Source organism: Achromobacter sp. Bel (assembly GCF_012928505.1).
In the GTDB taxonomy this organism is placed as follows: domain Bacteria; phylum Pseudomonadota; class Gammaproteobacteria; order Burkholderiales; family Burkholderiaceae_B; genus Achromobacter.
Genome location: NZ_JABBJN010000029.1, coordinates 12,567 through 37,966 on the forward strand (window position 1 = coordinate 12,567; position 25,400 = coordinate 37,966).

The window sequence follows — 25,400 nt, forward strand, 5'->3', positions numbered from 1 at the left end:
GGGCCGGCGCTGGGCCCGCCCGGCGCAACCCCGCGTCACTTCCAGCTCATGTCCCAGAAGCGCACGAGCTCGTCCGAATAAGGCTTGAAGTTCACGTCCTTGGTGGCGACGTAGTAGGCGGGCAGCGTCCACAGCGGTACCGCATAGGCCTTCTGCGCGATCAGGTCCAGCGCTTCTTTGTAGGCGGCCTTGCGCGGGGCGGGGTCGATCGTGTGGTCGCCCTTGTTGAGCAAGTCGCGCACCTGCGCGTCGCGCGTGACGTCGTCGTTGCCGAAGGCGAAGTACACCGGCGTGGAGGCCGAGACGTCGTTGACCAGGTTGGAGCCCCAGGTCTGGTGCGTCAGCGATGCCTTATTGGCGCGGATCATGTCGCGCATGGCGGCGTATTGCAGGTAATTCAGCTTGGCGCGGATGCCCACCGCCTGCAGGTAGTTGATGATGGCTTCGGTCTGGTTGCGTTCGCGGTACGCCACGATGTCGATGTCAAAGCCATTGGCATAGCCGGCGTCGGCCAGCAGCTTCTTGGCCAGCGCCGGGTCGTACTTGTAGGTGGGTGCGCCGTCCTGCGTGCAGCCCACTTGCGACGGCGTGCAGATGGTGTTGATCAGCCCGCCGCCTTCGCCCACGATGTTCTTCAGCATGGCGTCGCGGTCGATCGCGTGGATGATCGCTTTGCGTACGCGTTCGTCCTTGAGCTGGGGCGCCGGCGTGCCATCCTGGATGTTCATCTGCATGAACACGATGCGCATGGTGTTGCCCGTGACCATTTGCAGGTTGGGCATCTGGCCCAGCTGTTCGGCCTGATCCTTGGGCACGCTCATGATCAGGTCTTCGCCGCCCGAGATCACTTCGGCCATCTGGGTCTGGCGGTCGGGGATGAAGCGGATGACTACCTTGCCGATCTTGGGCTGCGCCTTGGGCGAGTCCTTGAAGTAGTCGGCGTTGCGTTCCAGCGTGATGGACTTGCCGGGCTGGTAGTCGGTGACCTTGTAGGGGCCCGAGCCGACCGGCTTGGCGTTCATGCCCTTGGGGCCGACCTCCTGGTAGTACTTGGCCGGGTGGATGGCGGCGGTGGTGGACAGGTATTCCTTGGCGCCGGGGAAGGGCTCCTTGGTGGTCAGGCGCACCTTGTACTTGTCGATCTTCTCGACCTTGTCGATCCAGGCCACGTTCTGCTGCGTGACGGCCTTGTTCTTCGGGTCGGCCACGTAGTTCAGCGTGTACACGACCGAGTCCGCGTCGAACTCCTCGCCGTTATGGAATTTCACGCCTTCGCGCAGTTCGAATTCCATGGTCTTGTCGTCGACCTGCTTCCAACTTTTGGCCAGTTGGCCCTTGTATTCGTTGGTGACGGGGTCGCGGTACAGCAGCGTGTCCCAGACGTTGGCGGCGATGATGACGCCGATCCGCACGTTATTGAAATACGGGTCCACGCTTTCCGGCGCCTGGTCGTAGGCCATACGCAGGGTGTCGTCCTTCTTGCCGGCCAGCGCGGGCTGGGAGGCAAGCGTGGCGCAGGCCAGCAGGGCGGCGGCAAGCGCGTGCAGGGCAGGGGTGCGGCGGGAGGGCAAGGCGGGTGAGACAGGTGTGAAGCGACAATCAGCCATGGTGAAGGCTCCTCTGGAAGGCACTACATGTACTGCGTATCCATCATCTCGCTCCGGGCCGCGCCACCCTGGTTCTTATCGTTGTCGTCCGTGCGCCGGGAAGGGCTTCAACCGGAATCGGACGACGGCGCGGTCGCGGGGGCCTGCCCTGCGTTCAACGTCTTTAGCGCGGCCTCGCACTTGCGCTGCAAGTGCTGCCGCATGATGCCCGCCAGCCGGTCCGCGTCGCGCGCGTCTAGGGCGTCGGCCATCTCGATGTGTTCCCGCATCGCCAGATCCCATTTCTGGCGGTTTTCGTTCGACACGAAGCGCAGGTTCTGGACGCGCGCGTTCTGGGCGTCGTACAGCTGCTTGAGCAGGCTGTTGTGCGAGGCCAGGCTGATACGTTCGTGGATGTCGCGGTTGGTGCGGAAGTAGGTGAGCAGGTCGTGGCGGGCGTGGCTGGCCATCATTTCGTAGGTCAGCGCGCGAATTTCCGCGATCTCGACATCCGTCGCCCGTTCGCAGGCCAACCGGCAGGACATGGCCTCCAGTCCGCCGATCACTTCGAAGGCTTCGCGGATGTTCGCTTCCGACAGCGCCACCACCTGCGCGCCGCGATTCGGTTCGATCTGGACCAGCCCTTCGGCGGCCAGCACGCGGAACGCTTCGCGCATCGGGGTGCGGGACACCCCGAGCAGGTCGCACAGTGCGCGTTCGTTCAGGCGGGAACCGGGCGGGAATTCGCCCTGGATGATGCGTTCGCGAAGTTGGCCTGCCACCGCGCCGGGCAGCGTGCGCCCGTTGCCGGCGGCGCGGGACGCCGGGGGCTGCGCCACGGCGGCGGGCGTCGCGTCGGAACCCTTGGGGCCAGCATGCGCCGGCCCGGCCAGATTCGGCATCAGGCTAGGATTGCTGCTCATTTGTATACCAACTTTTCCCCATATTTTTCTAGACTATAAACCTGCCGCAAGCGGAACAATCATGGGTGTATACCCTAGGTTATCGATGTAAAAACAATGGGATAGAGTGGCGCATGCCGCAAGTCCGCCTGCGCGGCAAACATCGTTCGTCCGTCGCGCGTCTTTCGTTGGTATACAAAAAATTCCACTCTGGGGCTACGCATGCTTACCCTGAACTCCCATCCGTCCGGCCGGCATTTCCTGCAGATTCCGGGGCCGACGAATGTGCCTGATCGCGTGCTGCGGGCCATTGACCAGCCCACCATCGACCACCGCGGGCCGGCGTTCGGCGCGCTGGGGCTGGCCGTGTTGGCGGGCGTCAAGCAGGTCTTCCAGACGCAATCCCCCGTGGTCATTTTTCCGTCGTCGGGCACCGGCGCGTGGGAAGCGGCGCTGGTCAATACGCTGTCGGCTGGCGATCGGGTGCTGATGGTGGAAACGGGCCACTTCGCCAGCCTGTGGAAGAAGCTGGCGGGGCGCCTGGGGCTTGAGGTGGACTACGTGGAAGGCGACTGGCGCCACCCCGTGGACGCCGCCGTGATCGGCGCGCGCCTTGCCGAAGACACGCAGCACCGCATCAAGGCGGTGTGCGTCGTGCATAACGAAACCTCGACCGGCGTCACCAGCGACATCGCCGCCGTGCGCGCCGCCATCGACCGCGTGGCGCATCCCGCGCTGCTGATGGTGGACACGATTTCCTCGCTGGGGTCGATCGACTACCGCCACGACGAATGGGGCGTGGACGTGACAGTGGCTGGATCGCAAAAGGGCCTGATGCTGCCGCCGGGACTGGCGTTCAATGCCGTCAGCGCACGGGCGCTGGCAGCTGCCGACACCGCTCGCCTGCCTCGCGCATACTGGGACTGGCGCGACATGCTCGCCGCCAACGCCAACGGCTATTTCCCTTACACGCCGTCGACCAACCTGCTGTATGGGCTGCACGAAGCCCTGGCCATGCTGCAAGCCGAAGGCCTGCCGCGCGTGTTCGCGCGGCACGAACGCCATGCGCGCGCCACGCGTCTGGCCGTGGCAGGGTGGGGGCTGGAATTGCTGAGCCTGGAGCCGTCCGCGCACAGCCCGGCGTTGACCGCTGTGCTGATGCCCGATGGCCATGGCGCGGACGCGTTGCGCAAGATCATCCTGGACCGCTTCGACATGTCGCTGGGCCAGGGCCTGGGCAAGTTGACTGACCGCGTCTTCCGCATCGGCCATCTGGGCCACTTCAACGACCTGACCTTGTGCGGCACGCTCGCCGGGGTCGAGATGGGCCTGGCGGCCGCTGGCGTGCCGCATCGCGCCGGCGGCATGCAGGCCGCGATGGAATTCCTGGCCCGCACGCCTGAAGGCGCCACGGCCTGACACACCACAATAACGAGGGAAACGATGAACACGCTTATGCAGCAGGCGATCCAATTCGCCAATGACCACGAATCCACCTGGGACCGCAGCGTCAAGGGCAACTTCGGCGTGCACCTGAATGATCCGCCGCCCTGGAACCGCCTGCTGGGGCCGATCCACGATCGCGGCCCGGTATCGGGCGTGGTCGTGGTCGACGGCAAGACCGTCGCGTCCTGGGGCGAGCCCGAGCGCGCTGATCTGACCTTCAGCGTGGCCAAGCTGTATCTGGCGATCCTGGCGGGCGTGGCGCACGACCGCGGCCTGCTGCCCGATGTGGACGAGCCCGTCGGCAAGCGGGTGCCGGGAATTGGTTTCGACGAAGGCCAGAACGCCGACATCACCTGGCGTCACCTGTTGCAGCAGACGAGCGAATGGGAAGGCGAGCGTTTCGGCGTGTCGGACCAGGCGGACCGCTATCGCGCCGTCACGTTCGGCGTGCCGCCCGATGGCAAGAAGGGCGACGCGCGCCCCTTGCAGCGCCCCGGCACGTACTGGGAATACAACGACGTGCGCATCAACCAGCTGTCCTATGCGCTGCTGCACTTGTTCCGCAAGCCGCTGCCGGACGTGTTCCGCGAAGCCGTCACCCGGCCCATCGGCGCCAGCGAAGACTGGCAATGGGTGGGCTACGACACCGCCTGGGTCGAGATCGATGGCCAGCGCATGCCGTCGGTACCGGGCGGATCCCACTGGGGCGGCGGCATGTCCATCAGCGCGCGCGACCAGGCGCTGATCGGCCAGATGCTGCTGAACGACGGCCAGGCCAATGGCAAACAGATCCTATCGCGGGAATGGATTCAAGCGATGCGCACGCCCTGCGCCATCGCGCCGTATTACGGCTACCTGATCTGGCTGAACCACGAAGGCCGCGTATTCCCCAGCGTGCCGGCCAGCAGCTTCTTCGGCGTGGGTGCGGGCAGTTCGTTTACCTGGGTGGAGCCCGAGCGCAAGATGGTGGTGATCGTGCGCTGGCTGAATTCCGCCCATGCGGACGCACTGTTCGGCAAGATCCTTGCAGCGGTGGACGCGCCACAGGCGTAACATTCTGACCTCTTACCGACCAAGGAACGAAGCCATGAACTACCGCCGACTGGGAACCAGCAATCTGCGCGTGTCGCCGCTATGCCTGGGCACCATGATGTTCGGAGAACAGACGCCTGATGACGAGGCGGCGCGCATTGTCGCGTCGGCGCGCGACCATGGCTTGAATTTCATCGATACGGCCGACGTCTACAACGAAGGCCGTTCGGAAGAAGTGGTGGGCAAGCTGCTGCAAGGGCAGCGCCACGACTGGGTGCTGGCCAGCAAGATCGGCAACCCGGTGGGCAAGGGCCCGAACCAGGCCCATTATTCGCGCCAGTGGCTGACGCGCGGGGTGGAGCAAAGCCTCTCGCGCCTGGGCACGGATTTCATGGACATCCTGTACCTGCACCGCGACTACCACGAGGAAAACCTCGAAGAGGCGTTGTGGGCGCTGGGCGACCTGATCCGCGCGGGCAAGCTGCGCAGCTTCGGCTTGTCGAACTTCCGCGGGTGGCGCATTGCCGAGGTCATGCGCCTCGCCGAAAAGCTGGGCGTACCGCAACCGGTCGTATGCCAGCCGTACTACAACATGCTCAATCGCGGTCCGGAAGTGGAAATCCTGCCCGCCTGTAAGCATTACGGACTGGGCGTGGTGCCGTACAGCCCCATCGCGCGGGGCGTCCTCACGGGCAAGTACCTGCCCGGTCAGGCGCCAGCGGCCGACACCCGTGCCGGGCGTGGCGACCGCCGCATCCTGGCCACCGAATTCCGTGAAGAGTCCCTGCAGATCGCGCAGCAGCTGGTTCAGCACAGCGCGGCGCGCGGCGTGCAGGCGGGCCACTTTGCCACGGCCTGGGTGCTGGCCAACCCCGTCATCACGAGCGTGATCGCCGGTCCGCGCACGCTGGCGCAGATGGATGACTACTATGCGGCGCTGGATGTGAAGATCACGGCGGAAGACGAAGCCGTCGTGGATGGCTGGGTGACGCCCGGCCATGCGTCGGCGCACGGCTACAACGACCCGAACTACCCGTTCTACGGGCGGCCGGTAGCCGCTGCATAAAGGTATCCCGGGAAAGCGCCTCAGGCTGGGGCGCGGATCGGTTCGGCAGCGATGCCGTGCAGCATCATCTGCTCGACCACGGACGCAATGCCCAGCCGGGCGACGCGTCCGCGGCGTTCGGCATCCACCATGCTGGTCAGCACGCCGAACAACATTTCCGTCAGCGCCGCCGCCGTCATGTCCACGCGGAAGGCGCCTTCGCGCTGCCCGCGCAGGAAGAACGCGTCCAGCGATTCCTGATACCCCGACCAACTGTTCATGATGTCGGGCTGCTGTTCGTTGTCAGGCTTCCAGTTGTACATCAGGAAAGCCGTCAATTCCTTATGCGCCAGATTCTGATGGATCAGGTTGCGTAGCGCCTCTTGCGGCGGCGCCGTATCCAGATGCGAGTCCGCCAGTGCCTTCTTCATGACGTGGGCGCTATGGGTCGTGAGTCGCAAGACCAGTTGGTCCCGCGTCTGACAGAAGCGGTATAGCGTCGCTTTGCTCACCCCCACGGCTTTGGCCAGTTCCTGCAGGGTGCCCCTGGGCTGGTCGACCATTGCCATCGCCAACGCCACCAGAAGTTTCTCGTGCCCCGCCTCGTCAGACATGCTCTGCCCCCGTTTCTGTCATAGAACTTGATCAGACGCTATTGAATCATGCGTGATTCACTTTGTACAAACTTTGGGGAAGTTGGCAAGTAAAAACTTGTGAAGCTGCGTTCAATAAACTTCACAGAACCAAATGAATCGTTATTGATTCAAATTAAGCAATCGAGTAGCATCAGCGACTTGTTGAATTCAGGACGCCGCAGGCGGGGATTGCAAATGTTGAAGAATCAAACCAGGTGGCAATGGCCCCTGACGGCGTTGGTGATGTCGATCGTTTTGGCAGGTTGCGGGGCCGATCAGGATGCGCATTCGCAGGCGTCCGAACCCCGGGCCGTTCAGGTGCTGGCGGTGCAACCCGAACGCTACGCGCTGACCAGCGCGTTGCCGGGGCGGGTGGAACCCATGCGGGTGGCGGAAGTGCGCGCGCGCGTGGCGGGCATCGTGCTCAGCCGCAATTTCGAGGAAGGCGCCGACGTGAAGGCGGGCGATGTGCTGTTCCGCATTGATCCGGCGCCCTTCAAGGCGGCGTTGTCGCGCGCCCAGGGCGAACTGGCCAAGGCGGATGCCGCCGTGTCGGACGCCCAAGCCATCGTCAAGCGCTATACGCCGCTGGTGAAGATAGAAGCGGTGAGCCAGCAGGACTTCGACACCGCCACCACCACGCTCAAGAGCGCCCAGGCCGCGCGCCGCTCGGCGCAGGCCGACGTGGAAACCGCGCAATTGAACCTGGACTACGCCACGGTCAAGGCGCCGATTTCGGGCCGCATCGGCCGCGCCCAGGTCACCGAGGGCGCACTGGTGGGCCAGAACGAGGCCACGGTCATGGCGAAGATCCAGCAACTGGACCCGATCTACGTGGACTTCACCCAGCCCGTGGCGGACATGCTGCACATGCGCGCCGCGCTGCAGGACGGCAGCCTGGGGCAGGGCGAGGGCGCCGACATTTCCCTCACCATCGACGGCACCGACCAGAAGCGCAATGGGCGCCTGCTGTTCTCGGACATTGCGGTGGACCGGACCACGGGGCAGGTGTCCGTGCGCGGCGAATTCGCCAACCCCGACGTGCTGCTGCTGCCAGGCATGTACGTGCGCGTGCGGACGCGGCAAGGGGTGGACCCCGAAGCCATTCTGGTGCCGCAGCGCGCCGTGCTGCGCAGCACCGATGGCAAGCCGCAGGTGATGGTGGTGGGCAAGGACGAGGTCGTGGAGTCCCGCCTGGTGCAAACCGGCACGATGCGCGGCGGCGACTGGCACATCGTCGAAGGCCTGAGCGCGGGCGACCGCGTGATCGTGGGCGGCGTCAACGCCGCCGTGCCTGGCCAGAAAGTCAGCGTGACCCCCCTGGTGCAGCCCAAGGTCGCGGCCGCTGACGAGGCCTCGGTCCCTGTCGCGAACTGACCGGCCGTCCGCGCCCCGCATGCCTTCCCAAGGATAGATCATGTCCAAGTTTTTCATTGGCCGCCCCAATTTCGCGTGGGTGGTGGCCATCTTTATTTCGCTCGCCGGCCTGCTGGCGATCCCGTCGCTGCCGGTGTCGCAGTTTCCGGTGGTGGCGCCGCCCCAGGTGACCATCGCCGCCGTGTACCCGGGCGCATCCGCGTCGGTGCTGGTCGATTCGGTGACAAGCGTCATCGAAGAAGAGCTGAACGGCGTCAAGCACATGCTGTACTACGAGTCGTCCAGCAGCTCCAGCGGCAGCGCCGAAATCACCGTTACGTTCGAACCCGGCACGGACCCCGACCTGGCCCAGGTCGACGTGCAGAACCGCATCAAGAAGGCCGAAGCCCGCTTGCCGTCGGCAGTGACGCAGCAGGGCCTGCAAGTCGAGCAGGCCAGCTCCAACTTCCTGATGATCTACGCGCTGACCTACAAGGGCGACGACGCGCACAAGGACGTGGTGGGCCTGTCCGACTACGCAGCGCGCAACATCAATAACGAAATCCGCCGTGTGGACGGCGTGGGCAAGGTGCAGTTCTTCGGCGCCGAAGCGGCCATGCGCGTGTGGATCGACCCGCAGAAGCTGCTGGGCCTGGGCCTGTCGGTGGCCGATGTCAACGCGGCCATCGCGGCGCAGAACGTGCAGGTGCCGGCCGGCAGCTTCGGCAGCCGCCCCGGTTCGCCCGAACAGGAGCTGACGGCCACGCTGGCCGTGAAAGGCATGCTGGATTCGCCGGATGAATTCGGCCGGATCGTGCTGCGCGCCAATGACGACGGCTCGTCCGTGCATTTGTCAGATGTGGCGCGCCTGGAAGTGGGCCGCCAGAGCTACGATTTCGAAACGCGCCTGAACGGCAAGAAGTCGGTTGGCGCGGCGGTGCAGCTGGCGCCGGGCGCCAATGCGATCGATACGGTCAAGGCCGTGAAGGCGCGCCTGCAGGAGTTGTCCGCGTCGTTCCCCGAAGACGTCGCGTTTTCGGTGCCGTTCGATACGTCGCGTTTCGTCAGCGTGGCGATCGAAAAGGTGGTGCACACGCTGCTTGAGGCGATGGTGCTGGTCTTCCTGGTGATGTTCCTGTTCCTGCAGAACATCCGCTATACGCTGATCCCGACGATCGTGGTGCCGGTGTGCTTGTTGGGCACCTTCGCCGTGATGTCCGTGCTGGGCTTCTCGGTGAACATGATGACCATGTTCGGCATGGTGCTGGCCATCGGCATCCTGGTGGACGACGCCATCGTGGTGGTCGAAAACGTGGAACGCATCATGGCCGAAGAAGGCCTGCCGCCGCGCGAAGCCACGGTCAAGGCGATGGAGCAGGTGTCGGGCGCCATCATCGGCATCACGCTGGTGCTGTCCGCCGTGTTCCTGCCGCTGGCCTTCATGAGCGGTTCGGTCGGTGTCATCTATCAGCAGTTCTCGCTGTCGTTGGCGGTGTCGATCCTGTTCTCGGGCTTCCTGGCGCTGACCTTCACGCCGGCGCTGTGCGCCACGTTTCTCAAGCCCATCCCCAAGGGTCACCATGATGAAAAGAAGGGATTTTTCGGCTGGTTCAACCGTCGCTTCAACCACCTGACCGCGCGCTTTGAAGCGCTGAATTCGCGGCTGGTCAAGCGCACCGGACGCTACATGGTGATCTACGTGGCGATCGTCGCGGTGCTGGGCGTGCTGTACGTGCGCGTGCCGGAATCCTTCGTGCCGCCGGAAGACCAGGGCTATGTCATTGTCGACATGCAGCTGCCGCCGGGCGCCACCCATACCCGCACCGACAAGGTCGTGGCCGACGTCGAGCAGCATCTGATGTCCCTGGACGCCATGGGCGACGCCTTTACCGTGATGGGCTTCAGCTTTTCGGGAACGGGCCAGAATGCGGGCATCGCGTTTCCGACGCTGAAAGACTGGTCCGAACGCGGCAAGGGCCAGGCGGCCACCGACGTCGCCGATAGCGTGAACGCGCGCTTTGCCGCCATCGACGACGGCACGGTCATGGCGGTCAATCCGCCGCCCATCGACGGCCTGGGCAACTCCGGCGGCTTCGCGCTGCGTCTGCAGGACCGCGGCGGCCTGGGGCGCGCAGCCCTGACGGACGCGCGCAACCAGTTGCTGGCCCGCGCCAACAGTTCGCCGGTGATCGCCTACGCCATGATGGAAGGCCTGGCCGACGCGCCGCAATTGCGCCTGGACATCGACCGCCAGAAGGCGGAAGCGTTGGGCATCGGGTTCGACACGATCAGCACGGCGATCTCGTCGGCCTACGGGTCCGCCACGATCAACGACTTTGCCAACGCCGGGCGCTTGCAGCGCGTAGTGGTGCAGGCGGACGTGCGCGACCGTATGACGCCGGAAAGCATCCTGATGCTGAACGTGCGCAACAAGTCGGGCGGGATGGTGCCGCTAAGCGCCTTCGTGCAGACCGACTGGGAGACCGGGCCGGTGCAGATATCGCGCTACAACGGCTATCCGGCGTTCAAGATCGCGGGCGACGCCATGCCCGGGCGCAGCACCGGCGAAGCGATGGCTGAAATCGAGCGCATTGTGTCGGAGCTGCCCAACGGCATCGGCTATGAATGGACGGGCCTGTCCTACCAGGAGCGGTTCGCGGGGGCGCAGGCGCCGATGCTGTTCGCGCTGGCCTTCCTGGTCGTGTTCCTGCTGATGGTCGCCTTGTACGAAAGCTGGGCCATTCCCGCGTCGGTCATGCTGATCGTGCCGATCGGCGCGCTGGGATCGGTCCTGGCCGTGACGGTGCTGGGCATGTCGAACGACGTGTACTTCAAGGTTGGCCTGATCACCATCATCGGCCTGTCCGCCAAGAACGCGATCCTGATCGTGGAATTCGCCAAGAGCCTGCGCGAGCAAGGCCATTCGCTGATGGATTCCGCCATCCAGGCCGCCAAGCTGCGTTTCCGCCCCATCGTGATGACGTCGCTGGCGTTCATCCTGGGCGTGGTGCCCTTGGCGTTGGCCAGCGGCGCGGGCGCGGCCAGCCAGCGCGCGCTGGGCGTGGGCGTGATCGGCGGCATGCTGACCGCCACGTTGCTGGGCGTGATCTTCGTGCCCATCTTTTTCGTGTGGGTGCTGTCTCTGGTGTCGAAGAAACGCGCCAAGCCGGCATCCGACGCCTTGCCGGCCCCCCGCACGGCCGAGGAATAGGACTCATGATGCAAACCTCTTTCCCTTTGCGCCTTGGCGCCCTGGCCTTGAGCGCCGTACTGGCGGGATGCTCGCTGGCGCCCGTGCACCAGCGGCCCGACGCGCCGATCCCCGCGCAATATCCGTCGCAGTTCAATCAAGCGGCCGCGCCCGCCGCGCCGTCGGCGGCGGCCACGCTGGATTGGCAGTCGTTCGTGACCGATGCGCCCTTGCGCCAGCTAGTGGCGCTGGCGCTTGAAAACAATCGGGACCTGCGCCAGGCCGTGCTGAACATCGAAGCGGCGCGGGCGCAGTACCGGATCGAACGCGCGGACCGCCTGCCGGGCATCAACGCCCAAGGCACGGGCACGCGCCAGCGGGTGCCGGGCGACTTGAGCAGCACCGGCAGCGCCGGCGTGCAAAGCACCTATCAAGCCGGGATCGGGCTGACCTCCTTCGAGATCGACCTGTTCGGACGCGTGCGCAGCCTGTCGGACGCCGCGCTGCAGGAATACCTGGCTACCGAGGAAACCGCTCACAGCACCCGAATCAGCCTGGTCGCCGAGGTGATCCAGGCGTATCTGACCCGCGACAGCGCGCAGCGCCGCCTGCTGGTCACGCGCCAGACGCTGGCCAGCCGCGAATCGTCGCTGGCGCTGACGTCCAAGCGGCGTCAGGCCGGCGCGGCCACGGCGCTGGACTACCAGGAAGCGCTGGGCTTGACCGAGCAGGCGAGGGCGGAACTGGAACGCATGGACCGCGATGTGCGCCAGGCCGGCAATGCGCTGGCCTTGCTGGTGGGCGTGAACGACCTGGGCCCCTACCTGCCGCAGCAATTGGCGACGTCGCCCGTGCTGCTGCAAGAGATCGCGGCGGGCGCGCCCTCCGAACTGCTGGAGCGCCGGCCCGACATCTTGGCCGCCGAACATCAGCTGCAGGCCCGCAACGCCAGCATCGGCGCGGCCCGCGCGGCGTTTTTCCCCAGCATTTCGCTGACCGGCCTGTTTGGCTCTTCCAGTGCCGACCTGTCCAACCTGTTCGACGGGGGCCAGCGCGCCTGGTCATTCACGCCGCAGATCACGCTGCCGATCTTCGCGGGCGGCCGCAACACCGCCAATCTGGACCTGTCCCACGTGCGCAAGGACATCGCGGTGGCGGCGTACGAAAAGACCATCCAGACGGCGTTCAAGGAAGTGGCCGACGCGCTGGCCGCCACCGATACGCTGCGGCGCGAAGAGGCATCGCGGCGCGCGCTGGCCGAGTCCAGCCAGGAGGCCATGCGTCTGTCCGAAGCCCGCTACCGCGGCGGCGTGGACAGCCACCTTCGCTACCTGGACGCCCAGCGCAGCGCGTTCACCGACCAGTTGAGCTACATCGAGGTCAGCACCCAGCGCCAGATCGCGCTGGCGACTTTGTTCAAGGCGCTGGGCGGCGGATGGCCGGGCGCGCGGCCTGCGGCAGGCGCGCAGCCGGTTGACGCGGTGCCGGACGGCATCGGGGAGGGGTGATTTAGCTCTATTTTAAAAAATCTCGATAAAATGTATTGACGTCGAGATTTATGCTGCTTATCGTAGAAAAAAAGCGCCGCCAGGTAGCCGGCTGCCATTCCCTGGCGTTACGCCGGCGGCAGGCGCACGAGGAGACAAGCAGTGATACGTCCATGCGACAGCCGGCCGTGCCGGCGCCTATCCCGCGCGGCGTCCCCGCGCGCCGGGAAGATGCCGTCGGCCCGCGAGGGCGGGGTCTTGCGCTCCTGGCTACGGCGAGCCTGGCGCGGTCTGGCGGCTTGCGCCGTGCTGGCGGCGGGCGTGCCGGCCCAGGCAGCGGACTGGCCCGCCCGGCCGATGACCATCGTGGTCAACGGGGGCCCGGGTAGCTTGCCTGACCTGTTCGCGCGGCCGCTGGCCGAGCGGCTGCACCACGCTTTCGGCCAGCCCGTCGTCGTCGAAAACAAGCCCGGCGCCGGCGGCCTGTTGGCGATGCAGCAGCTTAAGTCAGCGCCGCCCGACGGGTATACGCTGGCCTTGGTCACGAACGCCCACCTCGTCTGGAATCCCTATATTTTTCCCGCGCTGACGTATGACCCGGTCCGCGACGTCGTGCCGGTCAGCCCCTTGGCGGTCATCCCCATGGCGCTGACGGTCAACGACAAGGTGCCGGCGCAGTCGCTGGCGCAATTGTTCGCGCTGGCCCGCCAGCAGCCGGGCCGGCTGAACTATGCGTCCTCGGGCAACGGCAGTCCGCCGCACGTGCTGTTCGAAATGCTGCGCGAACAGGCCGGCGTCGACATCATGCACGTGCCATTCAAGACGGGCACCGGCGCGCTGAATTCGGTGCTGGCCGGCGACACGCAGATGTACTTCGCCGGCACTGCGCTGGTCGAACCCATGGTCAAGGAAGGGCGCTTGCGCGCGTTGGCCATCAGCGATGCCGTGCCCGACGCCGCCTTCGGCCGCGCGCCGACGTTGGCGCAGCAGGACTTCCGCGGCTTCGAAGGCGCAGTGTGGCTGGGGGTGGCGGCGCGCGCCGGCACGCCCGAGCCCATCGTCCAACGCCTGAACGCCGAGATCGGCCGCGCGCAGCAGGACGGCGCCATGCGCCAGATGTACGCCAACCACGGTTCGCTGCCGTACCATCTGGAGGCCAGCGCCTTCGCCCGACGGGTTGCCGACGAGCGCGAGGCCACGGGCCCTGTGCTGCGCAAGCTGGGCATCAAGCCCGATTGATCCTCCTCCTTTCCCTCCAACCCTGGAATCAACGGCGCCCTACGGGGCGCCGGCACCGGTAGCCATGAACCTGATTGAAGAGATTGTTGAACACGCCCCCGCCATCCGGGACATCCGGCGCGACATCCACGCCCACCCTGAACTGGCGTTCGAGGAAAACCGCACCGCGCAACGGGTAGCCGAGCTGCTGGAGGGCTGGGGCATTGAGTTGCACCGCGGCTTCGGCAAGACCGGGCTGGTGGGCGTGATCCGCAACGGCACCTCGGCGCGCACGCTGGGGTTGCGCGCCGACATGGACGCATTGCCGATGCAGGAGGCGAACCAGTTCGCGCATGCCAGCAAGCACGCGGGCGTGATGCACGCCTGCGGCCACGACGGCCACACCGCCATGTTGCTGGGCGCGGCCCAGTATCTGGCGCGCCATCGTAATTTCGACGGCACCGTCTACCTGATTTTCCAGCCGGCCGAAGAGCGCGGCGGCGGCGCGCGCGAGATGATGCGCGACGGCCTGTTCGAGCGATTTCCGATGGAGGCCGTGTTCGGCATGCACAACATGCCCGGCATCCCGGAGGGCTGTTTCGCGTCGTCGCCCGGCCCCGTGCTGGCGTCCAACAGCGAATTCCACGTGACGATACGCGGCAAGGGCGGCCATGCGGCCATGCCGCACCTGGCCGTCGATCCCATACCGGCGGCGGGCCAGATGATCGAAGCGTTCCAGACCATCATCAGCCGCAACAAGAAGCCGCTGGAGACGGCCGTCATCTCCGTGACCACGTTGCGGGCGGGCGAGGCCGTCAACGTCATCCCCGACACCTGCGAACTGGGCGGCACGGTGCGCGCTTACACGGCCGAAACGCTGGACCTGATCGAGCGGCGCATGGGCGAGGTGGCGCATCACGTGGCGGCCATGTTCGGCGCCGAATGCGAATTCGTCTTCACGCGCCACTATCCGTCGACGATCAACCACGAGGCCGAGACGGCCTTCATGCGCGACGCGCTGGCCCAGGTGGTCGGCGTCGAGCGGCTGCTGGCGCAGACGCCCATCATGGCGGCGGAAGACTTTTCCTTCATGCTGGAAGCGGTGCCCGGCAGCTATTGCTTCATCGGCAACGGCGAAGGCGGCCATCGCGAAATTGGCCACGGCGAGGGGCCGTGCCTGGTCCACAACACCAGCTATGACTTCAACGACGCGCTGTTGCCGATAGGCGCCAGCGCGTTCGTAAAGCTGGCCGAGGCCTGGTTCGCGCGGCCGCCGCGCGCCTGAGGCGGCGGCCGCGCCTGATCCTTCGGCGCCGCGCCGCGCTCAGGCCTTGCGCAAGCCGGTGCGGGCCAGCGGTGGCGCCGTTTGGCTGGCAGGTTGGCTGGCGGGTTCCTCCGCCGGCCGGCCGCGTCCGATCAGCCATGCGCACAGCGCCGACACCCCCCCGGCAAAGAGCACGTACAGGCAGATCAGCCAAGGCTGGCCGCCACCGGTCTTGAGTAGGGCGGTGGCGATGATGGGCGTGATACCGGACGCGAAGATGCCCGAGAACTGATAGACGAATGAGATGCCGGTGTAGCGCACCTTGGCGTCGAAGAGCTCGCAGAACAGGGCGGCCTCGGGGCCATAGATGGCCGCGTAGAAGATGCCGAAGGGGATGATGATGGCCAGCCAGATCAGCATCACGCTGCCCTCGCTGTTCAGCATCAGCCAGAAGCCCGGGAAGGACGCCGCGGCGGTGATGAGCGATCCCCAGAAATAGACGCGCGCGCGGCCGATGCGGTCGGACAGACGGCCGAAGAACGGGATGAAGAAGCACATCACCAGGGCTGCCGCCATCACGCCGGTCAGCGCCTCGGTCCGCGTGATCTGCACCGTCTGCGTCAGGTACGAGATCGAGAACACGCCGAATACATTGAAGAACACGCCGTCGATATAGCGGGCGCCCATGCCCTTGAAGACGTTGCCGGGGTAGCGCTTGAGCATGTCGAAAAACGGGATGCGGCTTTCGGCGTTGCTTTCCTTGACGGCGGTGAACTCGGGCGTTTCCTTGATGTTCAGCCGGATGTACATGCCCACCAACACCATGGCCGCAGACGCCAGGAAGGCGATGCGCCAGCCCCAGGCCATGAACTGCGCGTCCGTCAGCAGGGTGGACAGCAGTGCCACGGTGCCAGACGCCAGGCACAGGCCGATCGCCAGCCCGATCTGCGGCAGCGACGCGTAGAAGCCCTTTTTGCCCGGCGGCGCGTATTCATAAGCCATCAGCACCGCGCCGCCCCATTCGCCGCCCAGGCCGATGCCCTGGAACACGCGCAGCAGCAGCAACAGGATGGGCGCCCAGACGCCGATGCTGTCGTAGGTGGGCACCAGGCCGATCAGGAACGTGGACACGCCCATGATCATCAACGTCATCACCAGCATGCTTTTGCGGCCGATGCGGTCGCCGAAATGGCCGAAGATCAGGCCACCCAGCGGCCGCGTCACGAAGCCCACCGCGAACGTGGTGTAGGCCAACATGGTCGAGACCAGCGGGTCGCCCGTGGGAAAGTACAGCTTGTTGAACACGATGCCCGCCACGACGCCGTAGAGGAAAAAGTCGTACCACTCGATCGTGGCGCCGATCAGCGACGCGGTGACGACACGGCGTACCGCGGCTTCATTTTGCTTGGCCATTCCAGTCTCCTTTGATGGGGGGGCGGGGCACTCTGCGTTGCCGCTCGCCATGCTTTCCTGCGGGGTTTCTTACGCGTTACGCGGCGACCCGTTCGGCCTGCCGCCGCGTTTCCTTCATATCCTCCAGCATGAAGCCGGCCGCGCGTTCGGCCAGCATCACGACGGGCGCGTTGGTATTGCCGGACACCAGGGTCGGCATGATGGAGCAATCCACCACCCGCAGACCGGCCACGCCATGCACGCGCAAGCGTTCGTCCACCACGGCCATCGGGTCGCTGCGCGGCCCCATCTTGGCCGTGCCGGAAGGGTGGAAGATAGTGGCGCCGTACTCCCGGCAGAAGTGCAGGATCTCGTCATCCGTGCGCACATCGGGCCCCGGGCGGAACTCCCGCTTCATCAGCCCGGCCAGGGGTTCGGTCGCGGCCAACCGGCGCGCGTACTTGACGGCCGCAACCGTCATGCGCCGGTCCAGCTCGGTGGACAGGTAATTGGGCTGCATGGACGGCGCCTCGAACGGGTCCGCGCTGCGCAACCGGACCTGGCCGCGCGAAGACGGGCGCAACTGGCAGACCGAATACGTGCATCCTGAGAAGGGATGCACCTTGCCGCCGGCCAGGTCCGCCGACAGCGTCGCGAAATGGAACTGGGTGTCGGGCGTGCGGCTGGCCGGGTCCACCCGGCAGAACAGGCCCCCCTGGTTGATGCCGACCGCCAGCGGCCCGCTGCGAAACAGCAGCCATTGCAGCCCCATGCGGGCCCGGCCCGCCAGCGTGCGCAGCTGGTCGTTGGTGGTGATGGGCTGCGTCGTTTCGTAGATCAGCCTTATCTGTAGATGGTCTTGCAGGTTTTCGCCCACGCCCGGCAGATCCCGCACCACGCCGATGCCGAATTGCCGCAGCAGCGCGGCCGGCCCGACGCCGGACAATTGCAGCAACTGCGGTGACTGTAGCGCGCCCGCGCACAGCACGACTTCGCGCCTTGCCCGCAGGTTGCGGACCTGGCCGTCTTGCCGATACCGCACGCCGCAGGCGCGGCTGCCTTCGAACAGGATGGCCATCGTGTGGGCGCCGGTTTCCACGCGCAGGTTAGGGCGCCCTTCGGCCGGGCGCAGATAGGCCACTGCCGTCGAACAGCGCCGGCCGTTACGCGTGGTCAACTGGTAGTAGCCGACGCCTTCCTGGTCACCCGTGTTGAAGTCCTGGACGTGCGGCACCGCTTGCGCGCCGGCCGCCGCGATCATGGCTTCAACCAGCGGATGGGGCGTCTTGATGGAGGTGGCGTTCAAGGGGCCGTCCACGCCCCGGGTCGGCCCTGCGCCCAGGTCGTTGTTTTCCAGCTTGCGGAAGGCGGGCAGGCAGTCGTCCCAGCCCCAGCCGGGATTGCCGGCGCGGGCCCAGGCATCGTAATCCTGCCGCTGGCCCCGAATGTAGATCAGCCCGTTGATGGCGCTGGAGCCTCCCAAGGTGCGGCCCCGCGGCCAGTAGATGCGCCGGCCCAGCATGTTGGGATCGGGATCGGTGTAGTAACCCCAGTTCACCCCCTTATGGAACATCGTCTTGCCGTACCCGATGGGAATGTGTATCCACGGATAGCGGTCCCTGGGGCCCGCTTCCAGCAGACAGACGGACAGCGCGCCGTCGGCGCTCAGCCGGTTGGCCATCACGCATCCGGCCGAGCCGGCGCCAACCACGATGACATCCACGGTGTCGGACATATTGCCTTGTCTCCCTGTTGTCGTCCGCCTGCGCCACATCGGCAGGACGGCGCGTTTTCCCTGCTTGCTGCGGCGGGGCGCACTTATATACTGGGGCGATCCCGGCTGCGGCCAGAGACGCGGCGTTCAGTTGGGGATCTGTGGCGATTCTAGGAAGCGGGCGCGTCGCGCAAAGCACAACACGCGCGGGGACGGCAAAATGGAACGGAACATGCAACTTCGGTTTCAAAATCGCAGTGCAGCATCGGTGCAGGCACCTGCCGGCGCATCGGCCGACACGCCCGCCGTGCAGCAGGAGTCCGCGCGGTCGCTGCGCGCCCTGGTGGTCCTGGAGCATCTGGCGCGGGCTCAGCATCCGCCCACGCTGGCGCAGTTGGCCCAGCGGCTGGACATGCCAAAGACGACGCTGATGCGCTTATTGGCCGCCATGCAGCGCGCCGGCTTCGTCGCCGCGACGCCAACCGAACATGGGTTTGTGCCGGGACCCCAAGCGACGTCGCTGGCGTTGTCCACCTTGCGCGCCTCGGCGTTCACGCGGGCGTGCCGCGCCGTGCTGGCGCAATTGGCCGGCACGCTGGGCGAAACCTGCAACCTGACCGCACCGGACGGCGACCGCGTGATCTATATGGAACGCGTGGAAACCACCGAGCCGTTGCGGCTGTTCTTCGCAGTGGGCAGCCATGTGCCGATGCACTGCACGGCCAGCGGCAAACTGTTCCTGGCATCCATGAACCGATTGGAGCGCGGCCGCGTGCTGGCCCGCCTGCCGCTGACGCGCAACACGCCGCGTACCTTGACCGATCTGGCACAGCTGGAAGAGGAACTGGAACGGCTGGCGGCGCGCGGCATTGGCATCGACAACGAGGAATTCGTCCGCGGCATGAGCGCGGTGGCGGTGCCGGTCAAGGATGCCGAGGACAGGGTGGTGGCGGCGGTGGCCTGCCATGCGCCGACCGCGCGCGTCATGCTCGATGACCTGCTGCGGGCGGTGCCGGTGCTGCAGCGCGCGGCGCAATCGTTGCACGAGGTGCTGGCGCAGCATCGGCCGGGGGGCTGAGGCAGCGCGTACGGCCGTTTCGGGCCAAGAGCGGCCCCTCGCGTATCGATGTGCAGCCCCGCTGGCGAGTGCAACCGCTGCAGCGATCCTCGGCTCAGGCGATCTTGCGGACGGGAAGGGTGCGAATGCGCTTGCCCGTCGCGGCGAAGATCGCATTGCACAGGGCGGGCGCCACGGGCGGCACCGGCGGTTCACCCACGCCACCCGGCGGCAGCGCGTGGTCGTCGTTGACCAGGTGCGTGCGGATCACGCGCGGCGAGGCGTTGTGGCGCAGCACCTCGTAGTCGTGGAAATTGCTTTGCTTGACCCGGCCTTTTTCGAATGTGATTTCGCTGATCAGCGCCAGGCTCAGTCCCATTATGGCGCCGCCTTCCATTTGCGCGCGGATGCGCTCGGGGTTGATCTGCGGGCCGCAGTCCATGGCCATGTCCACGGCCACGACGCGGACCTCGCCCTTGTCGTCCACCGCCACCTCGACCACGGTGGCCGTGTAGCTCATGAAGCTGTAGCAGAAGGCCAGCCCCAGGCCGTGCCCCTTGGGCAGGGTGCGGCCCCAGCCGGCGCCCTTGCAGGCAGCCTCGATCACGCCGCGCAGGCGGCCGGTGTCGTAGGGGTAGCGTTCGGGCGATTCGGTGTAGTTCCACGTGTCGGCCAGCGTGCCGGGGTCGATCTGGCGGGCCGGGCCGATGAGGTCCAGCGCAAATGCCTGCGGATCCTTGCCCGCGCGGTGCGCCAGCTCGTCGATGAAGCACTGGGCCGCGAAGGCATGGGGAATGTTGGCGACGGACCGGAACCATCCGATGCGGGCATGGGCTTCAACTTCGGCGGTTTCCACGCGCACATTCGGAATGCGGTAGGGCATGTTGATCGCCGACATTGCGGACTCGAACATCTGCTGGCCCTTTGCGCCTTCCTCGAACAGCGAGGCAATGGTGGGGGCGGCGCTGCGGTGTAGCCAGGACTGGACCTGTCCTTGCGCATCCATGACGGCTTCCAGGCGCTCCACCGACACAGTGTGCAAATAGTCGTGATGGATGTCGTCCTCGCGCGTCCAGACCAGCTTGACCGGCGTGCCGGCGGGCATGGCGCTGGCGACGATGGCGGCTTCGTCCACGAAGTCGGGTTTGGACTTGCGGCCGAATCCGCCGCCCAGCAGCAGCACGTTGACCTTGACGTTGGCGGGATCCAGTTTAAGGCGGGCCGCCACGGCGTCGCGGGCCGCGACCGGATTCTGAATGGACGTCCAGACCTCGGCGTGGCCGCCCTGGATCTGCACGGTGGCGGCGGGCGGCTCCATCGACGCGTGGGCCAGGTGCGGCACGTAGTATTCCGCGGCCAGGCGTTCGGCTTCTGGCGCCTTGGCCCAGGCATTTGCGGCGTCGCCCTGGTTGCGTATCGTCTTGCCGGGCGCGCGCGCCGCGGCCTGCAGCGTCTGGTGGTACGCGACGGAGTCATAGCTGCCGTTCGGGCCATCATCCCATTCGATCTGGAGCGCATCGCGCCCCTGGCGGGCGGCCCAGGTGTTACGCGCGACGACGGCCACGCCCCCTAGCGGCTGGAACGCCGGCGCGCCTTGCATGGCGGGAATCTCGACGACCTTCAGCACGCCGGGCACGGCGAGCGCCTTGGTGCTGTCCACGCGCCGCAGCTTGCCGCCCACGACGGGGGGGCGCGCCACGACTGCATAGACCATGCCGGGCAGGCGCATGTCCATGCCATAGGTCGCCTGGCCTTTGCCGATGGCTTCAAGGTCGACAAGGCGAACCTGTTCCTTGCCGATGTAGCGGAACTCGGACCTGGCCTTGAGCTTGAGGGCGTCGCCCGCCGGCACGGGCTGCCGGGCCGCGGCTGCCGCCAGGTCGCCATAGGGCAGGCGCCGCCCCGTTGGCAGATGCAGCACTTCGTGCTGATCGGCCTTGACCTCGCCAAGGGGCACCGCCCAACGCGCCGCGGCAGCGGCTTCGAGCATCTGGCGGGCCGCCGCGCCCACGCGCCGCATCGGCAGCAGAAAGTGGCGCATGCTGCGCGAACCGTCCACGTTCTGGTTGCCGTAGCGCGCTTCGTCCGCGGGTGCCTGGATGACGGTCACGCGCTCCCAGCGCGCTTCCATTTCGTCGGCCACTACCATGGGTAGGCTGGTGCGCACGCCCGTGCCCATTTCGGCGCGGTGCGCCACGATGGTGACGGCGCCATCGGCGGCGATGCTGACGAAGACGAGCGGGTCATCCACGGTACCCCCGGGCATGCCGTCGGCGCCGTATTTCTGAGCGGCGGCGTTGGCGGCCACCGCTGTCGTGATCCATCCCTTTGCGGTGACGGCCAGCGTCAGCGCACCCAAGCTGCCCTGGAGGAAGGTGCGGCGCGAGCGTTGAACGTCGGCGTTCATTGCGTGCCTCCTTGGGCGAGGCGGGCCGCGGCCTGCTGGATGGCCGCCAGGATGCGCGGGTACGTGCCGCAGCGGCAGATGTTGCCGCTCATTGCGTCCGCGATCTCTTGTTCGGTGGGCCGTGGCGTGACCTTGAGAAGGCTCACCGCCGTCATGATTTGGCCCGCCTGGCAGTAGCCGCATTGCGCGACATTGTTGGTAAGCCAGGCGTCCTGCACTGCCCGGCCGACAAGGTCCCCCTCCATGCCTTCAATGGTCGATATCTGCCGGCCCGTTGCCACGGAAACCGGCGTGAGACAGGATCGGATGGCCGTGCCGTCCACATGGACCGTACAGGCGCCGCACATCGCCATGCCGCAACCGAACTTGGTGCCGGTCATGCCCAGCTCGTCGCGCAGGACCCATAGGATCGGCATGTCGTCCGGAACGTTGACTTCCTTGGTCTGGCCGTTGATTTGCAGTTGGGTCATAGCGGAGTCCTGAGGGAGGCCCGACAAGCTTGCCGTGCCGCGGGTGGCGGGAACGATGTCATCAGACTGGCATTTTGCCCAAAAAATCTGGGTGCATCTATTGGTCAGGTAAATAAGCCAGATAAGGGCCGGTTACCCCTGTACAAAAAGGCCCGCGTGTGGACCTTGTAGCGACGATGCCGTCCACACTTTACGATCGAAATAGTTAGAGGACAAGATCGAAATACCGGCAATCACTGGGACAAGAAATTCACCAATGCTTGGGGGGTTCCTTGTAAATTGAAGGGGTCCAGCGATACTTGCCACCTCAATATTTGGAGTTCATATGCTTCCCGACATGCCTTTGCTCCTGGCTTTTGTTGGCGCCAGCCTGGTGTTGGCTATCACCCCCGGACCCGCCGTCGTCTACATCGTGGCCCGTACTTTGGCGCAGGGTCGCGCATCCGGTCTTGCATCGGTACTGGGCGTCGCGCTTGGCAATTTCTCTAATGCATTGGGAGCCGCGCTGGGGCTGGCCGCCTTGTTCGCCGTGTCATCAGCCGCTTTCACCGCCGTGAAGTGGGCCGGCGCCGCCTACCTCGTCTATCTGGGTATCCGGATGTGGAGGACGACGTTGCCAGGCGCGGACGCAACGCCGCAGGTGCTGGCGCAGCCCTCGTGGCGTGTCTTTCGAGACGGCTTCATGGTCGCGCTGTTGAACCCCAAAACCACCTTGTTCTTCGCCGCCTTCCTGCCCCAGTTCATGGACGCTCACGGCAACCCGCTGATGCAGACCGTTGCGCTCGGGGGTGTTTTCGTGGGTATCGCTTGCTGCACCGACGTCATCTACGTGCTGATGGCAAGTCTTGTCGCTCCACGCCTGAGACGGGCTGCATGGGGCGGCCGCTGGGGTAACCGGCTCGCGGGAACATCATTCATCGGTTTGGGCGTGCTCACGGCCTTGGGCACGCGCCCGGCGCGCTGACGCGCTATCTCATCCGCGCCGAATGACGGTTCCTGGCCCGGAGAGGGGCCCTTGCAGATGCCCGTCTCCGGCCCGAAATGGACCTATGCTGGAGTCGACAATTGTTGTTGCAACCATGCCAGGTAGTCTTGGATCACCGCTTCATTCCTTTTGCAGTATGACCATTTCTGATGCTTGCGAACGGTGATGAATCCTGCCTGCTTCAGGATATCCAGATGCCTGCTTACAGTCGGCTGCGATATGTCCATTGCCTCGGCGATCAAAGTCATGCAGACCCCGAATTCCTCGGGGTCTGCTGACCACTGATGTCCGAAGTGTTTTTTCGCGTCGGCTAAATGCCGCAACACAGACATACGGACTTCGCTGGCCATGGCCTTAATTTGCATTGAGCGGTTCATCCATCTAGTATATCGTCAGTTAGCTAACTGACTATATGAGGGGCGCCTGTGCTGGATTTATCCAATACGTCGATGATCGAAGGAAGCGCCGTCAGATGGGGGAAATGTGGCAACGGGCCACCTCTCGTCGCCATCCATGGAACGCCATTTTCGTCACAGGTATGGCGCAGGATCGTGCCGCAGCTTGTCGATCGCAGAACCGTCTACTTCTTCGACTTGGTGGGCTATGGACAATCCGAAATGCGAGAAGATCAGGATGTCTCACTCGGCGTGCAAAACACGGTGCTTTCAGCATTGTTCAATGAGTGGGGCCTTGAGCGCCCTGATGTGTTGGCGCACGATTTCGGCGGTGCTACCGCTTTACGCGCGTATTACCTGGACGGGCTACGCTACGCCTCGCTGACGATATTTGACGCCGTTGCCCTGGCTCCTTGGGGATCGCCCTTGATCCAACACGTCCGCAGGCACGAGCACGCCTTTTCGGGAATGCCCGATTACATGCATCGCGCGCTCCTGAAAGCCTATTTGCAGACGGCAGCGCATAATCCTCTCTCTGATGAAGCGCTCGATGTCTATAGCAGGCCCTGGTTGGGCCCGATCGGCCAGCCCGCCTTTTATCGGCAGATTGCGCAGATGGATCAGAAGTACACAGATGTGCTTCAGGATAGATATCGCATTATGGACTGCCCGGTAAAGGTCTTGTGGGGGGGAGAACGACAACTGGATTCCGTACAAGACCGGTGAAACTCTGGCTTCTCTGATTTCGGACAGCCCCTGTGTCCCAATCAGGAATGCAGGCCATCTTGTGCAGGAAGATCGACCGGAAGCCATTGTGGCGGCCGTCCTGAAACAGCTCGCCGACGCCTGACGGCAGCGATTGGCCTGTAGCGGACCTACGAGGACGCCGGCCTCCGATTCCATCCGACCGCTCGACGCGATGTTGCGTCGATCCAGGATCTTGGTGAATGAGGCGCAAACAGTGCTGCCTTCCCGATCACAAAGTGCCTGGATCAGAAAGCGCTAATTCATGGGCAATACGATCCTTCAGCGCCAACAGCTCTCCAACATATCGTTGCGCCATCCGCGCGCATGGCTCGTCGGTCGTCAGACTCAAATTCAGCGCCAGCGTCCGCCCGCCCGGCCATCTCAGAGGCGTTGACATCGCAACCACCCCAGGCTGCCAGGACGCGATGCAGTAGTCATCGGCGTGGACTTGCGCGATCGCGGCATCGATGCCGGCGCCGACGGGCTTCCAGGTTGCGCTACGGTAGCCTCGCTTGATGCTGCGTATCAGCGTATCGCGAACGGCCGCGTCCAATGTGGCCAGATAGGCGCGTCCCAGCGATGTCAGTTCGATGGGCACGCGCTGGCCCCCCACGATGGTGCGTAAAGACGGTTTACGGTTGTACCGGATGGATTCCAGGTAGATCATCTCGGCGCGATCGGGCGCGGCCAGGCCGACATTGACCTTGAGCTTGGTGGAGAGCTCCTGCATCAGCGGGGTGGCCGCCTTCAGCACGGGCGAGGCGGCGCGCATGGCGTGCCCCAGGCTCAGCACTGGTACGGCAAGCCGGTAGGCGCGTGCTGCCCGGTCGTGTTCCAGAAAGCCACTGGTCACCAGGGTTTGCGTCAGCCGGCTGACTGTCGCCGCAGATAGTCCGGTGCGTTCCGCCAGTTCGCCATTGCCCAACAAATCGGTGCCGGGGCGAAACGCGCGCAGTATTTCCAGACCGCGTTCCAGGGATCGGTTCTGGCTGACGCCATCGAAACGGTGACGGGTTTGAGCGACGGGTTCGGGCTTGGCGGGAGCAGCCATGCAATTCCATTCTGTGGAAAT

At 65.4% G+C, this 25,400-nt stretch carries 19 protein-coding genes and 1 pseudogene; 11 read left to right on the top strand and 9 right to left on the bottom strand.

Going from position 1 to position 25,400, the window contains the following annotated elements:
- Positions 1-35: 35 nt before the first annotated feature.
- Positions 36-1,607: an ABC transporter substrate-binding protein gene (locus HG262_RS18405; protein WP_169272384.1), complete on the bottom strand. Its 1,572-nt coding sequence runs from the start codon at positions 1,605-1,607 to the stop codon at positions 36-38.
- Positions 1,608-1,714: 107 nt separating this feature from the next.
- Positions 1,715-2,509 carry a GntR family transcriptional regulator gene (locus tag HG262_RS18410; protein ID WP_248293403.1) on the bottom strand — a complete coding sequence of 265 codons (795 nt, stop codon included), beginning with the start codon at positions 2,507-2,509 and terminating at the stop codon, positions 1,715-1,717.
- A 201-nt stretch (positions 2,510-2,710) separates the two neighbouring features.
- Here HG262_RS18410 and HG262_RS18415 point away from each other — a divergent pair, with 201 nt between their 5' ends.
- From HG262_RS18415 to HG262_RS18425, 3 genes are read left to right on the top strand one after another with little or no spacing between them, the layout of a single operon-like run.
- Positions 2,711-3,907: an aminotransferase class V-fold PLP-dependent enzyme gene (locus HG262_RS18415; protein ID WP_169272385.1), complete on the top strand. Its 1,197-nt coding sequence runs from the start codon at positions 2,711-2,713 to the stop codon at positions 3,905-3,907.
- A gap of 24 nt (positions 3,908-3,931) precedes the next feature.
- The gene (locus HG262_RS18420) at positions 3,932-4,987 is read left to right on the top strand and encodes a serine hydrolase (protein ID WP_211187503.1); all 1,056 of its coding nucleotides are present in this window, start codon (positions 3,932-3,934) and stop codon (positions 4,985-4,987) included.
- A 34-nt stretch (positions 4,988-5,021) separates the two neighbouring features.
- Complete coding sequence (locus HG262_RS18425; RefSeq protein WP_169272386.1) at positions 5,022-6,032, top strand: aldo/keto reductase; 1,011 nt, start codon at positions 5,022-5,024, stop codon at positions 6,030-6,032.
- Positions 6,033-6,052: 20 nt separating this feature from the next.
- Here HG262_RS18425 and HG262_RS18430 read toward each other — a convergent pair whose 3' ends face one another.
- Complete coding sequence (locus HG262_RS18430) at positions 6,053-6,625, bottom strand: TetR/AcrR family transcriptional regulator (RefSeq protein ID WP_169272387.1); 573 nt, start codon at positions 6,623-6,625, stop codon at positions 6,053-6,055.
- A gap of 216 nt (positions 6,626-6,841) precedes the next feature.
- Between HG262_RS18430 and HG262_RS18435 the strand changes: the two genes are divergently transcribed.
- From HG262_RS18435 to HG262_RS18455, 5 genes are all read left to right on the top strand, one after another.
- Positions 6,842-8,023 (top strand): efflux RND transporter periplasmic adaptor subunit, encoded by a 1,182-nt coding sequence (locus tag HG262_RS18435; protein ID WP_169272388.1) that lies wholly within the window; start codon positions 6,842-6,844, stop codon positions 8,021-8,023.
- Positions 8,024-8,063: 40 nt separating this feature from the next.
- On the top strand, positions 8,064-11,213 hold the full coding sequence (locus HG262_RS18440; protein WP_169272389.1) for an efflux RND transporter permease subunit: 3,150 nt from the start codon (positions 8,064-8,066) through the stop codon (positions 11,211-11,213).
- Between the two features lie 5 nt (positions 11,214-11,218).
- Positions 11,219-12,700 (top strand): efflux transporter outer membrane subunit, encoded by a 1,482-nt coding sequence (locus HG262_RS18445; protein ID WP_169272390.1) that lies wholly within the window; start codon positions 11,219-11,221, stop codon positions 12,698-12,700.
- A gap of 237 nt (positions 12,701-12,937) precedes the next feature.
- On the top strand, positions 12,938-13,918 hold the full coding sequence (locus HG262_RS18450; protein WP_248293404.1) for a tripartite tricarboxylate transporter substrate binding protein: 981 nt from the start codon (positions 12,938-12,940) through the stop codon (positions 13,916-13,918).
- Positions 13,919-13,982: 64 nt separating this feature from the next.
- Positions 13,983-15,182, top strand: a complete 1,200-nt coding sequence (locus HG262_RS18455) for a M20 aminoacylase family protein (protein ID WP_169272391.1) — start codon at positions 13,983-13,985, stop codon at positions 15,180-15,182.
- A 39-nt stretch (positions 15,183-15,221) separates the two neighbouring features.
- Here HG262_RS18455 and HG262_RS18460 read toward each other — a convergent pair whose 3' ends face one another.
- Both HG262_RS18460 and HG262_RS18465 read right to left on the bottom strand, forming a co-directional pair.
- A complete protein-coding gene (locus HG262_RS18460; RefSeq protein WP_169272392.1) occupies positions 15,222-16,574 on the bottom strand; it encodes an MFS transporter in 1,353 nt (450 codons plus the stop codon).
- Positions 16,575-16,650: 76 nt separating this feature from the next.
- Positions 16,651-18,288: a choline dehydrogenase gene (locus HG262_RS18465; RefSeq protein ID WP_169272393.1), complete on the bottom strand. Its 1,638-nt coding sequence runs from the start codon at positions 18,286-18,288 to the stop codon at positions 16,651-16,653.
- Between the two features lie 199 nt (positions 18,289-18,487).
- Here HG262_RS18465 and HG262_RS18470 point away from each other — a divergent pair, with 199 nt between their 5' ends.
- Complete coding sequence (locus tag HG262_RS18470; protein WP_169272394.1) at positions 18,488-19,345, top strand: IclR family transcriptional regulator; 858 nt, start codon at positions 18,488-18,490, stop codon at positions 19,343-19,345.
- Between the two features lie 94 nt (positions 19,346-19,439).
- Here the strand turns inward: HG262_RS18470 and HG262_RS18475 are convergent, their stop codons facing one another.
- Both HG262_RS18475 and HG262_RS18480 read right to left on the bottom strand, forming a co-directional pair.
- Positions 19,440-21,731: a molybdopterin cofactor-binding domain-containing protein gene (locus HG262_RS18475; protein WP_169272395.1), complete on the bottom strand. Its 2,292-nt coding sequence runs from the start codon at positions 21,729-21,731 to the stop codon at positions 19,440-19,442.
- Positions 21,728-22,201: a (2Fe-2S)-binding protein gene (locus HG262_RS18480; RefSeq protein ID WP_169272396.1), complete on the bottom strand. Its 474-nt coding sequence runs from the start codon at positions 22,199-22,201 to the stop codon at positions 21,728-21,730. Before HG262_RS18480 ends, HG262_RS18475 begins: the two co-directional genes overlap by 4 nt.
- A 325-nt stretch (positions 22,202-22,526) precedes the next feature.
- Here HG262_RS18480 and HG262_RS18485 point away from each other — a divergent pair, with 325 nt between their 5' ends.
- Positions 22,527-23,165 carry a LysE family translocator gene (locus HG262_RS18485; protein WP_169272397.1) on the top strand — a complete coding sequence of 213 codons (639 nt, stop codon included), beginning with the start codon at positions 22,527-22,529 and terminating at the stop codon, positions 23,163-23,165.
- A gap of 83 nt (positions 23,166-23,248) precedes the next feature.
- On the opposite strand, the gene HG262_RS18490 is transcribed toward HG262_RS18485, so the two are convergent.
- Positions 23,249-23,551: a metalloregulator ArsR/SmtB family transcription factor gene (locus HG262_RS18490; RefSeq protein ID WP_211187505.1), complete on the bottom strand. Its 303-nt coding sequence runs from the start codon at positions 23,549-23,551 to the stop codon at positions 23,249-23,251.
- Positions 23,552-23,611: 60 nt separating this feature from the next.
- Here HG262_RS18490 and HG262_RS18495 point away from each other — a divergent pair.
- Positions 23,612-24,431, top strand: a pseudogene (locus HG262_RS18495) (alpha/beta hydrolase).
- Between the two features lie 126 nt (positions 24,432-24,557).
- On the opposite strand, the gene HG262_RS18500 reads toward HG262_RS18495, so the two are convergent.
- The gene (locus tag HG262_RS18500) at positions 24,558-25,379 is read right to left on the bottom strand and encodes an IclR family transcriptional regulator (RefSeq protein WP_169272399.1); all 822 of its coding nucleotides are present in this window, start codon (positions 25,377-25,379) and stop codon (positions 24,558-24,560) included.
- Positions 25,380-25,400 lie beyond the last annotated feature (21 nt).